Here is a 12581-nt window from a genome sequence, read left to right as displayed (position 1 = left end):
AAAAAACATCAAAAACCGATCGGTTTTCGGCGATTTCCGTGGTCCAGTCGAATGTCGCCGGCTTCAATCCGATCGCGTCCGCCGATGCGCGCCGCGCCGAAGCCATTGAGAATCGCGCGCCGCATTTCGCGCGGTGATGCCCGCTTCAGCGCATCGAGCGCGGCGTCGCCCAGCTCGGCGGGAAAGCGCAAGCCCCAGGCGTGCGCCGAGCGGATTTCGTCGTAGATCGACTGCGCGATGCGGCGCGCCCCGTCCTGGTCGGGCGGCGGAATCTCGTACACGTTCATCCGGTTCAGGATCGGCTCGGGAATCGAACGCTCGTCATTCGCCGTCGCGATCCAGATCACGTGGCCCGCATTGATCGGAATCTCGGCGAATTCATCGATGAAGGCCTGCGCCGTATCGTGTTCGAGCAGCGCATAGAGCGCGCCGAGCGGATCGTATTGCGAATCGCCCGTGGCCTTGTCGATTTCGTCGACGGCGATCACGGGGTTCGCGTAGCTGCCGTTCACCAGCGCCTCGAACACCTTGCCCGGCTTCGCGTTCTTCCACTGCGACGAGGCGCCCGACAGAATCCACCCCGCCGTCAACGAACTCATCGCCACGTATTGATAGGCGGTGCCCAGCAGGCGCGCCAACTGCTTCGCAAAATGCGTCTTGCCGATGCCGGGGTCGCCGAGCAGCAGGATCGGCATCAGTTCGAGCCGGTCTTCGGTCTCGAGGCACAAGGCGACCTGCTTGCGGATATCGTCGAGCGGCTCGGAGAAGTTGGGCAGCGCGTCGATCAGATCGTCGATCGAGGGCATCCGGTTCGGCTTGACGCAAAAGCGCAGGTTGCCGGTCTTCAGCATCTTTTCGTACGTGGCGCGCAGCGCCTCGTTCGCGCCTTCGCCGAGATCGTTCAGCGCGGCTTCGACCCGATCGAGGTCGTACACCTGGCTGAAAGACGCCACGGCGATTTCCTGTTTGACCACTGCTGTTGTCATAGCTCACCCCGTCTGGCTGGCCCTGCTGCAGCGGCACCCTGCCGGGCGCCGTTTCAAGTCCAGTGTAACGAGGCCATATCCACGTGCAAGCCAGCAGTCGTGCGGCTCTGCTGCTAACAACGGGCTGTTTTCCGCGACGCCCCGGAGGAGGTCCCCTTGGGGGATTCGCAGCCCCACGTGAAATTCATTGTTGCCGAACCCGGCCCCCATTGAAGTGTCAGAAAAGCGTTCTGTCTATCAGGCGTAAGATGGCCGTCTGACTACTCGGGCGGACGCCATCCCGGACGCAGTGCCCCGGAGAATCTTCTATGTGGAAAACCAGTATCGTGGCCGTGCTGCTCGGCACTTCGTTGCTTGCACATGCGCAACAACGGCCGGCGCAGCAGATCGTGCAATGGCAGTTGCAGGTGATGCGCGACGGCCAGCAGATCGACGCATTCGACGGCACCACGACCGTCGGCCAGGCGCGCACCGATACCCATCACAAGATCGTGCAGCACAATGTTGGTTGCAAGGATCAGCCCGCCGGCAACATCGATCTGGCGCGCACGCTGACGGTTTCGCCGCTGCAAGCGGATGCGAACGAGGTCACGCTGTCGATCGAAGCGCAGGAAACCTTCGAGGAAAACACCCCGCAGCAAACCGACACCGGCTGCAAGCTGCCGCCGCAACCGCGTCAGGTGAGCGCGAGCCATCCGGGTCTGAAGGTGCCGGCCAGCCAGTGGACCAGTTGGACGATCGTCGACAAGAACCCGAATCTGGTCTACCGCGTGCGTGCGAGCCTCGCGAATAGCGCAAATTGAAGCGAATCACTGCAGCGGATAACTGAAGCCCTCAAACAGAACACGTGGATAACGCGGCATGCGAAACCCCGAAGAATTGATCCGCGAGAGCATAGCGCCCAAGGATTTCATTGCGGTGAGCTGGAACCTGCATAAAGGCCGCACCCCGCTTGGTTTTCAAGCCTGGAAGGCGATGCAGCGCTGGGTTCAGTCGACCCATGCGGACGCGTACTTTCTACAGGAAGCGATGGCGCGGCGCATGCCGTCACCGGTGCTGTCATCCGGATTCGGCGCACCGCTCACGGCCGATCCTTTGAGCGACGTCTGGCACTGCCAGGCCACCGAGATTGCGCGCGCGCTGGAGCTGGAAATCGCGCTCGGGCCGAATGTATTCAAGCCGTCGTGGCGGCACGGCAATGCGATCCTGTCGCCGCATCCGCTCGATCTCGGCGGACGCTGGGATATCTCCGCGCATCGCTTCGAGAAGCGCGGTTTGCTGGTGGCACGAGCAACCTTTGGCGGCCATTCGGTCACGCTGCTGTGCGCGCACCTGGCGCTCACGCGCTCGGCGCGTTTGCGGCAGATGAACTGGATCGCCCACTGGATTGCGAAGGAAGCGCCGGAGGGTCCGCTGGTGCTCGCCGGCGACTTCAACGACTGGCGCAATGACTCGGTGCCGCTCTTCCGCGAGCATGGCTTGCACGAAGTAGCGACGTTGCTCGGCGAATCGGGCCGCACGTTCCCGGCCTTCTCGCCGGCCCTCGCGCTCGACAAGATGTTCGTGCGCGGCATGCAGCCGATCGAATGGATCCAGCCGACCCAGGAAACGGCGTGGCTGTCGGATCACCTGCCGTATATGGCGCGCTTGCGGGTCGAATGAGTTGCGAGGGCGGCAGCGATTTCACATGGGTTTGCCAGTTTCATCAGCAGGGTCAATGCTGCGCCGCACGGCGGGTTTCGGTATCATTCTGAAAATGTTGCCCGCGCGGCGCGCCTATCCGGCGCATGCAGGGCAGCCGATGGCAGCCGCCCTGCGCGGCTTTCGCCCATCGCCGTACCCTTGCTGAAGCGCGGCTGCATCCACGCCAACGTACTTCGCGGCGCCCGATTGTATCGACAGCCGGCGCCGACGCTTCGAGGTCCGGTAGCCCGTTTGACCACAGTTATCGCGCTCAACCGCCACGCCGCAGCCCTCAGGCAGCAGGCGCGGTAAAATAGCCGATTACGCGTGATTCCCGACCACGGGTTAGCGCAGCATTGCCCTTGCCGTGCCGGCCGGCTAAAACGACTGGCCGCCTTTGTTTTCGCACTATCCAAGAAGCCATGAGCAACCTGAATCCACAAACCGTCCTGAGCGTCCATCACTGGACCGATACGCTTTTCAGCTTCACCTGCACGCGCGATTCGTCGTTCCGTTTCGAAAACGGCCAGTTCACGATGGTGGGCCTCGAAGTCGAAGGCAAGCCGCTGATCCGCGCCTACAGCCTCGCGAGCGCGAACTATGAGGAGCACCTCGAATTCCTGAGCATCAAGGTGCAGGACGGCCCGCTCACGTCGCGTTTGCAGCATCTGAAGGTCGGCGACGAAGTCCTGATCGGCAAGAAGCCGGTCGGCACGCTGATGGCCGACAACCTGCTGCCGGGCAAGACGCTATGGCTGTTGTCCACCGGCACGGGTCTCGCGCCGTTCATGTCGATCATCAAGGATCCGGACATTTATGACCGCTACGAGCGCGTGATCCTGACGCACACCTGCCGTTTCGTCGACGAGCTGGCGTACAAGGAATACATCACGGATCACCTGCCGGCTCACGAACATCTGGGCGAACTGGTGCAGGAAAAGCTGCTGTACTACCCGACCGTCACGCGCGAAGCGTTCCAGAACCGCGGCCGCATCACCGAACTGATCGAAACCGAAAAGCTGTTCGCCGACCTCGGCGTGCCGGGCTTCTCGCTCGAAAACGACCGCGTGATGCTGTGCGGTAGCCCGCACATGCTGCGCGACACGCGCGAACTGCTGGACAAGCTGGGCTTCCAGGAAGGCAGCAACAACTCGCCGGGCCACTACGTGGTCGAAAAGGCGTTTGTGGGCTGAGCCGGACATCCCGATCCGCGGCCGCCGCCGCGTACTCAGCAGAAAGGAGCCTTCGGGCTCCTTTTTTTATTGCGTCAGAAGTCAGAATGGCCAACAACCACGCACGAGGGAAACGCGTGTGAACTCTCGCCGACGCCGAAGGCCTCGCCATCTCCGTCGTCGTTAAAGAGTGGCGCACCGATGTGCCGACCCTGCGCCGCGCGCCCGCCGAATGGCGGCCCGAGCCACATACGTTCTGCCGTTACAAATGCCGTTGTATGTTTTGACATTTTTCGTCGGAATTATTCCTACAAGCACGACCTTGCCATACATCACCCATTGCGTGAGATTTAGGCGCTAAACCTTGGTGTACCTGCATTTTTTCTTTTTTTTGAGATATCATCGCGGCGCACGATCGGTCACTTTGACATGCTTGTCGTCGTACGACCCGTTTGTTACCGAATGTAAATTCCGTTACGCCGCGCTGTAGCAATTTGCCCGCCGTGCCATTGGCATCGCGGGCATATCTGGAGGCCAGAGACTCGCATGCGTTCTTTCGTCTTCGCGCCGCCGACGCACACTCGCTTCGCCGTTCGCACCGCTTCCTGAGAGGGAAAGTCATGGATACGTCGACTGTCGTCCCGTTCAGTGCGCACATTCCGCCCTCTCTGGGTCGTGATGGAGTCGTTGCGGCCGCGGCGGGCTCTTTCGCGGCCGACGTCACGGCCCGGCACGCCGCTTCAGCCCCAGTTTCGACGTCCGCGTCGCTTCACCGTCGCGCCGCGCAGCAATCCGCGCCGCCATCCGCCGCCGAGCGCGAACTGGCGCGGCTGCACGCTCGCGTGCGCGAACTGTCGGCCGAACTCGTGCAGGCACAGGAAGCGGCCTGCCGCCACGTGGCGCGCGAACTGCATGACAGCGTGGGCGCCGAGCTGACCGCCACGCGCTTTGCGCTCGCCAGCGTCGAGACCTGGCTGCCCGCCGACGCGCCGCCGCAATGCGCCGCCGCGCTCGAAGTCGCGAACCGTTCGCTCGACGCTGTCTGCATCGCGAGCCGCCAGGCCGTGGCGGAGCTGCATGCGCCGTCGCTGGATGCCGGCATCGTCGGCGCGCTGGCGCAATGGACCGGCGACTTCGCCACGCGCACCCAGTTGCGCACGAGTTTGGTCTGCGCCGCCGACGTGCGGCTCACACGCCTGCCCGCCGACGCGACGCTCGCCGTGTTCCGGGTCGCCCAGGAAGCGCTGAACAATATCGCCAGGCACGCGCGCGCCGAGGCCGCCGACGTGCGGCTCGAAACCAGCCGCCGTCATCTGACGCTGATCGTCAGCGACGACGGCATCGGCTTGACGCGCAACGCCCGCGCCCGCCGCGGCCATTTCGGCCTGAGCGGCATGCGGGCGCGCTGCGCCGCCTTCGACGGCACGTTGCGCATCGGCAGCGCCCGGCGCAGCGGCGGCCGCCGTGGCGAGAGCGGCAAGGAGATGCGCGGCACTGCCGTGTACGCACGCTTTGCGTGGGACGCGATGCTGGCGAGCGCGCCGGACGCCGACCGCCGCGCGCTTCAATCGTGAGTACGCCGTCATGAGCCTGCGCATCCTGCTCGCCGACGACCACGCGGTGGTCCGCCAAGGCGTCCGCCAGTTGCTGCTCGACCGCGGCGTGGCGCGCGAAGTCACCGAGGCGCAAAGCGGCGCCGAAGCGCTCGACGAAGTCGCCAAACACAGCTACGACGTGGTGTTGCTCGACATTTCGCTGCCCGACATTAACGGCGTCGAAGTGCTCAAGCGTCTGAAGCGCAAGGCGCCGCGCGTGGCCGTACTGATGTTCTCGATGTACCGCGAGGACCAGTACGCCGTGCGCGCCTTGAAGGCGGGCGCCGCCGGCTACCTGTCGAAAACCGTCGACGCCGCGCAGATGATCGGGGCGATCCAGCAGGTCGCGGCGGGCCGCAAATACGTCAGCCCGGCGATGGCCGAAGCGCTGGCCGATTACGTCTCATTCGACGGCGAGCAATTGCCGCACGAAAAGCTCTCCGATCGCGAATATCAGACGCTCTGCATGCTGGCGTCGGGCAAACGGCTGACCGACATCGCCACGGCGCTGTCGTTGTCGGTGAAGACGGTCAGCGTGTATCGGACCCGGCTGCTCGAAAAGATGAAGCTGCGCAACAACGCGGAGCTGACCTTCTATGTGATGAGCAACCGTCTCGTCGACCTGAATCCGGCGATGACGGGCTGAGGCCGGCCGCCTTCCACCTACCGCACGGCGTCTGAAAGCACTGTCCCAAAACGGTGCAGCGGCGCGCATCCGTTAAAATCGCGGGTTTCCCGACATTCGGCGCGCAAGATGCGTGCACTACTGGAGACCACCGCCAATGTCCCTGTTTCGCAAGAAGAGCGTCGAGCACATGCTCGCGGCGAGCGCTCAGAGCGCCGGCCTCAAGAAAGCGCTCGGCGCACTCGATCTGACCTTCCTCGGGGTGGGCGCCATCATCGGCACCGGCATTTTCGTGCTGACCGGCACGGGCGCGGTCCAGGCCGGCCCGGCACTGATGATCTCGTTCCTGATCGCGGCGCTCGCGTGCGGCTTTGCAGCGCTCGCCTACGCCGAATTCGCGTCGACGATTCCGGTTGCGGGCTCCATCTACACGTACTCGTACGCGACGCTCGGCGAGCTGGCCGCGTGGATCATAGGCTGGGACTTGATGCTCGAGTATGGGCTGGCGACCTCGGCCGTGTCAGTCGGCTGGTCGGGCTACCTGCAATCGTTGCTGTCGGGCTTTGGCGTAACGCTGCCGGTGGCGCTGTCGGCGGCGCCAGGCGCTTTACCCGGCCACGAGACGCTCTTCAATCTGCCCGCGTTCCTCGTGATGATAGCGATCACTGCGCTGTTGTCAGTCGGCGTGCGCGAATCCGCGCGGATCAACAACATCATGGTGGCGATCAAGGTTGTCGTGGTGTTGCTGGTGATTGCCGTCGGCGTATTTCACGTGACGCCGGCCAACTGGCATCCGTTCATGCCGAACGGCTGGAACGGCGTATTCGGCGCCGCGGCGGTGATGTTCTTCGCGTTCATCGGCTTCGATTCGGTTTCTTCCGCCGCGGAGGAAGTGAAGAATCCCAGGCGCGATCTGCCGATCGGGATCATTGCGTCGCTGGGCGTGTGCGCGGTGTTGTATGTGGCCGTGGCGGCCGTGGTCACGGGGATCGTGCCGTCAGCGCAGTTCGCCAATATTTCGCACCCGGTGTCTTACGCGTTACAGGTGGCGGGGCAGAAGTGGGTGGCCGGTTTTATCGACCTTGGCGCCGTGCTGGGCATGCTGACGGTGATTCTGGTGATGGCTTATGGCCAGACGCGGGTGATCTTCGCGATGTCGCGGGACGGGTTGTTGCCTGCGCGGCTTTCGCGCGTGCATCCGAAGTTTGCTACGCCGTTCTTTACTACGTGGATGGTGGGGATTTTCTTTGGCTTGATTGGCGCGCTGGTGCCGTTGAACGTGTTGGCTGAGCTGATCAACATCGGCACGTTGGCCGCGTTTTCGATGGTGTCGATTGCAGTTCTCGTCTTGCGGAAGACGCATCCCGAGTTGCCTCGCGCGTTTCGCTGCCCCGGCGTGCCGGTTGTGCCGGTGCTGGCCGTGGCGTCCTGTCTGTTTCTGATGGTCAATCTTCAGGCGGTGACCTGGGCGGCGTTTGTGGTTTGGCTTCTCATTGGCATGGTTATTTATTTTGGTTATTCACGCCGGAATTCGAAATTAGCGCAGGCGTGCTGAGGTTCGGGTTTTCTCCCCTGGCGGCCGCACTGGTCTATGTGCCTGCGGCCCGTGCAAAAAAACCAACACACTTCCCCTCATAGCGCCACCGCGCGATTTGTGCTTTACTTTTCGCCAGACCCATAAAAAAGAGAAAAACCCCGCATCGGACCCCACGAACTGGCAGCCGAAGGCAAGAAACAAAAAGGTCCGATCTCACCCCATCAGGAGACACTCCATGGCGATCAGCATCAGTCTGACGGTGAACGGCGCGCCCATCAGCGCATCAATCGAACCTAACACCCTGCTTGTCCAGTTCCTTCGCGATCAACTCCGCCTGACGGGCACGCACATCGGTTGCGATACGGCCCAGTGCGGCGCATGCACGGTCCACCTGAACGGCCGCGCGATCAAATCCTGCAATATCCTCGCGGTCCAGGCCGAGGGCGCAGAAGTCACCACCATCGAAGGGCTCGCGAAAGACGGCGCCCTGCATCCGATGCAAGCGGCTTTCAAACACTGTCATGGCTTGCAGTGCGGCTTCTGCACGCCGGGCATGGTGATGAGCGCCATCCCGCTCGTGCAACGCCAGCCCGACCTCACCGGCGACGAGGTGCGCGCCGAGCTCGACGGCAATCTGTGCCGCTGTACGGGATATCACAACATCGTCAAAGCCGTGCTCGAAGGCGCGGCTGGTATGAAGTCCTCCGGCACGGCCCACGCCGGCGCGTCGGCCACCGCCCAAGCCACCGCCTGAGGAGCCGACGATGAACGCACCCGAAACGCATCGCCTGATCGGCGCATCCGTAGAACGTAAGGAAGACTATCGGTTCCTGACCGGCAACGGCCAATATACCGACGACGTCGTCCTGCCCCGGCAAACCTACGCCGTGTTCCTGCGCTCGCCGCACGCACACGCGAAAATCAACAGCATCGACACCACCGCTGCCAAACAGTCGCCCGGCGTGATCGCGATCTTCACCGGCGCGGACATGGCCGCCGACAACGTCGGCGGCCTGCCGTGCGGCTGGCTGATCCACAGCATCGACGGCAAGCCGATGAACGAGCCGCCTCATCCGGTGATCGCGCATACGAAAGTGCGCCACGTCGGCGACCAGGTCGCGCTCGTGATCGCCGATTCGCTCAAGGCCGCGAAAGACGCCGCCGAACTGATCGAGGTCGACTACGACGTGCTGCCCGCCGTCGTCGACACCGCGCATGCAGCGGACCCCGGCCAACCGGCGGTCCACGACGAAGTACCTGGCAACGTCTGCTACAACTGGGGCCACGGCGACAAAGCCGCGACCGACGCCGCGTTCGCCAAAGCCGCGCACGTCACCACGCTCGACATCGTCAACAACCGCCTGATTCCGAACGCGATCGAACCGCGCGCGGTCAACGCGAGCTATTCGCCGCAAGACGACAGCTACACGGTCTACGTCGCGAATCAGAATCCGCACGTGGAGCGCTTGCTGATGGCAGCGTTCGTGCTGTCGCTGCCGGAATCGAAACTGCGCGTCATCGCGCCGGACGTCGGCGGCGGCTTTGGGTCGAAGATCTTCCTGTACGCCGAAGACGTCGCGCTCACGTGGGCCTCGAAGAAGATTCGCCATCCTGTCAAATGGACCGCCGAGCGCTCGGAAGCGTTCGTGTCGGATGCGCACGGCCGCGATCACGTGACCAAAGCCGAACTGGCCTTGGATGCCGACGGCAAGTTCCTCGCCATGCGCATCCATACGATCGCCAACATGGGTGCGTATCTGTCGACGTTCGCGTCGAGCGTGCCGACCATCCTGTACGCGACGCTGCTCGCCGGACAGTACACGACGCCCGCCATCTATGCCGAGGTGAAAGCGGTCTTCACCAACACCGTTCCCGTCGATGCGTATCGCGGCGCGGGCCGTCCCGAAGCGACGTATGTGGTCGAGCGTCTGGTCGAAACCGCCGCGCGCGAGATGAAGCTCGATCCGGCCGAAATCCGCCGCCGCAATTTCATCCGCACCTTTCCGTATGCGACGCCGGTCGGCCTCACCTACGATACCGGCGACTACGACACGATCCTCGCGCGCGCGCTCGAACTCGCGGACGTAAAAGGCTTCGAAGCCCGCAAGCAGGAATCCGCAAGGAACGGCAAGCGCCGCGGCCTCGGCTACTCGTGCTACATCGAAGCCTGCGGACTGGCGCCGTCGAACATCGCGGGTGCATTGGGCGCACGCGCGGGGCTGTTCGAAGTCGGCCAGATTCGCGTGCATCCGACCGGCACGGTCACCGTGTTCACCGGTTCGCATAGTCACGGTCAAGGGCACGAGACGACCTTCGCGCAAGTGGTGGCGGACCGGCTCGGCATTGCGCTGGAAAGCGTCGAGATCGTCCACGGCGACACCGGCCGCATTCCGTTCGGCATGGGCACGTATGGTTCGCGCTCGATCGCGGTCGGCGGCTCGGCGATCATGAAGGCGCTCGACAAGGTCGAAGCCAAGGCGAAGAAAATCGCCGCGCATCTGCTCGAAGCCGCGGTGGAAGACATCGAGTTCAAGGACGGCGTATTCCGCGTCGCGGGCACCGATCGCACCAAGGCGTTCGCCGACATCTCGCTCGCCGCTTATGTGCCGCACAACTACCCGCTCGACGTGCTCGAACCGGGCCTCGAGGAAAGCGCGTTCTACGATCCGAGCAACTTCACGTATCCGGCAGGTGCGTATATCTGCGAGATCGAGGTCGATCCTGAGACGGGCGTCAGCCAGATCCAGCAGTTCACCGCGGTCGACGATTTCGGCAACGTGATCAACCCGATGATCGTCGAAGGCCAGGTGCATGGCGGACTGGCACAGGGCATCGGCCAGGCGATGCTGGAGCGCTGCGTGTACGACAACGAGAGCGGCCAGCTGCTGTCCGGCTCGTACATGGACTACGCGATGCCGCATGCGTCCGATCTGCCGGACTTCACCGTCGAAACCGCGAAGGGCACGCCGTGCACGCACAACCCGCTCGGCGTGAAAGGTTGTGGCGAGGCGGGGGCGATCGGCTCGCCGCCGGCGGTGATCAACGCGATCATCGACGCGCTCGCGCCGCTCGGCGTGACCGACCTGCAAATGCCGGCGACGCCGCATCGCGTGTGGTCCGCGATTCGCGCCGCGCAGCAACCCAACTGAGATTCTGAGCGGGAGCATTCGACATGTATGCATTCGAGTATCAACGCGCCGCGGATCCTAAAGGGGCCGCCGCGGCCATCGCAGCCGACAGCGAAGCGAAGTTCATCGCCGGCGGACAAAGCCTGTTGCCGACCATGCGCCTGCGGCTCGCGCAGCCCTCGCAACTGATCGACGTGACGCGGATTCCGGCGCTCAAGGCGATCACCGTCGACGCAAAAACGGTGACGATCGGCGCCGCCGTCTGTCATGCGGACGTGGCGGAGCACGCCGAGCTTCGGCGCGTGTTGCCCGCGCTCGCGAATCTCGCCGCGCACATCGGCGATCGCCAGGTGCGCGCGCTCGGCACGATCGGCGGCTCGCTCGCGAACAACGATCCGGCGGCATGCTATCCGGCGGCGGCGATGGGTCTGGACGCCACCATCGTCACGGACCGGCGGCGGATTTCATCGGGCGATTTCTTCGTCGGCATGTACGAGACCGCGTTGGCGCCCGACGAGCTGATCACCGCCGTCGAGTTTCCGGTGCCTGAACGGGCGGCGTACGAAAAATTCGACAACCCGGCTTCGCACTTCGCGCTGGTCGGCGTGTTCGTCGCGAAGTTCGCAAGCGGCGTGCGCGTCGCGGTGACAGGCGCGGCGGCTTCGATATTTCGTGTGCCGGAGCTGGAAAGCGCGCTGACGGCGAATTTCACGCCCGAGGCCGCGCGCGCGGTCACCGTGCCGGCAGCCGATCTGAACACCGACATGCACGCGAGCGCCGACTATCGCGCGCATCTGATTCCGGTGCTGGCAGCGCGAGCGGTCGTGAAGGCGAACGGCTAGCCGTTCGCGCCGTTGGCGGCTGACGCGGCGTGCCTCGCACGACGCGACAGCCGCGTTCGCTCGCTCACGCGATACGGCCGCGCGCAGTTTTGCTTCTCACCGTGCGAATTCAGGAACGCCATGCAGCCTGCTTCAATCGACGACACCCTCGCGCAACTCGCCGCCCAGAACTACTTCGCCAGCCGCGAGCTGGCCACCGCGTTGTATCTCGCGTTGCGCATGGAGCGGCCCTTGTTCGTCGAAGGCGAGCCGGGCGTCGGCAAGACCGAGCTCGCGAAGGCCACGGCAGGCATGCTCGGCACTTCGATGCTGCGGCTGCAATGCTATGAAGGGCTCGACACCGCCAGCGCGCTCTACGAGTGGGACTATCCGCGGCAGATCATGGCGCTGCGTCTGGCCGAAGCCGCCGGCGAGCGGCCGGGCAACGACACGCTGTATCGCGGCGAATTCCTGCTGAAGCGTCCGCTGTTGCAGGCGCTGCTGCCCGACGAACATCATCCGGACGCGCGGCGCGTATTGCTGATCGACGAAATCGACCGCGCCGACGAGCCGTTCGAAGCGTTCCTGCTTGAACTGCTGTCGGACTTCCAGGTATCGATTCCCGAGTACGGCACGGTGCGCGCGGCGCAGCCGCCGCTCGTCGTGATGACGTCGAACCGGACGCGCGAAGTGCACGACGCGTTGAAGCGCCGGTGTCTGTATCAATGGATCGGCTATCCGGAGCGCGATCGCGAACTGGAGATCGTCGCCGCGCGAGCGCCGCAAACGTCCGCGGAACTGCAACGGCGCGCCGTCGATTTCGTGCATCGGCTGCGCGGCATGGATCTGTTCAAGGCGCCCGGCATCGCCGAAACGATCGACTGGTGCCGCGCGCTGGAGGCGCTGTCGGTGACCGAACTCGATCCGCAGTCGGTGCAGAACACCTTGGGCGTGCTGCTCAAGTATCAGGACGATCTGGCGCGCGTCGATGCCGCGCAGATCGCGCAATGTCTCGCGATGCCGGAGTAGCGGCG

11 protein-coding genes are annotated in these 12581 nt (G+C 64.1%); 10 read left to right on the top strand and 1 reads right to left on the bottom strand.

The annotated features are described in order from the left end of the window. Positions 1–8 precede the first annotated feature (8 nt). On the bottom strand, positions 9–986 hold the full coding sequence (locus AC07WT_RS00890; protein WP_492595346.1) for an AAA family ATPase: 978 nt from the start codon (positions 984–986) through the stop codon (positions 9–11). 308 nt (positions 987–1294) lie between these two features. Between AC07WT_RS00890 and AC07WT_RS00885 the strand changes: the two genes are divergently transcribed. The 10 genes from AC07WT_RS00885 (at position 1295) to AC07WT_RS00840 (ending at position 12576) form a co-directional block, all read left to right on the top strand. Beyond that, positions 1295–1789, top strand: coding sequence for a hypothetical protein (locus AC07WT_RS00885; RefSeq protein WP_494945717.1), 495 nt, complete (start codon positions 1295–1297; stop codon positions 1787–1789). Between the two features lie 58 nt (positions 1790–1847). Next, positions 1848–2648, top strand: coding sequence for an endonuclease/exonuclease/phosphatase family protein (locus AC07WT_RS00880; protein WP_492595344.1), 801 nt, complete (start codon positions 1848–1850; stop codon positions 2646–2648). 443 nt (positions 2649–3091) lie between these two features. After that, positions 3092–3862, top strand: coding sequence for a ferredoxin--NADP reductase (locus tag AC07WT_RS00875; protein ID WP_494945716.1), 771 nt, complete (start codon positions 3092–3094; stop codon positions 3860–3862). A gap of 599 nt (positions 3863–4461) precedes the next feature. Continuing rightward, entirely contained in the window at positions 4462–5415 is a 954-nt protein-coding gene (locus AC07WT_RS00870) for a sensor histidine kinase (RefSeq protein WP_492595342.1), read from the top strand. 10 nt (positions 5416–5425) lie between these two features. Next, positions 5426–6082 carry a response regulator transcription factor RqpR gene (gene rqpR / locus AC07WT_RS00865; RefSeq protein ID WP_494945715.1) on the top strand — a complete coding sequence of 219 codons (657 nt, stop codon included), beginning with the start codon at positions 5426–5428 and terminating at the stop codon, positions 6080–6082. Positions 6083–6218: 136 nt separating this feature from the next. After that, the gene (gene bcaP, locus AC07WT_RS00860) at positions 6219–7616 is read left to right on the top strand and encodes a branched-chain amino acid transporter BcaP (RefSeq protein ID WP_494945714.1); all 1398 of its coding nucleotides are present in this window, start codon (positions 6219–6221) and stop codon (positions 7614–7616) included. A gap of 217 nt (positions 7617–7833) precedes the next feature. Then, the gene (locus AC07WT_RS00855; RefSeq protein ID WP_492595339.1) at positions 7834–8352 is read left to right on the top strand and encodes a (2Fe-2S)-binding protein; all 519 of its coding nucleotides are present in this window, start codon (positions 7834–7836) and stop codon (positions 8350–8352) included. A gap of 10 nt (positions 8353–8362) precedes the next feature. Beyond that, the gene (locus AC07WT_RS00850) at positions 8363–10747 is read left to right on the top strand and encodes a xanthine dehydrogenase family protein molybdopterin-binding subunit (RefSeq protein WP_494945713.1); all 2385 of its coding nucleotides are present in this window, start codon (positions 8363–8365) and stop codon (positions 10745–10747) included. A gap of 23 nt (positions 10748–10770) precedes the next feature. Further along, entirely contained in the window at positions 10771–11568 is a 798-nt protein-coding gene (locus AC07WT_RS00845) for an FAD binding domain-containing protein (RefSeq protein ID WP_494945712.1), read from the top strand. A 120-nt stretch (positions 11569–11688) separates the two neighbouring features. Next, complete coding sequence (locus AC07WT_RS00840) at positions 11689–12576, top strand: AAA family ATPase (RefSeq protein ID WP_494945711.1); 888 nt, start codon at positions 11689–11691, stop codon at positions 12574–12576. Positions 12577–12581 lie beyond the last annotated feature (5 nt).

The organism is Paraburkholderia sp. GW821-FHT02A12 (assembly GCF_059422005.1).
This window is presented reverse-complemented; position numbering and strand designations above follow the sequence as displayed.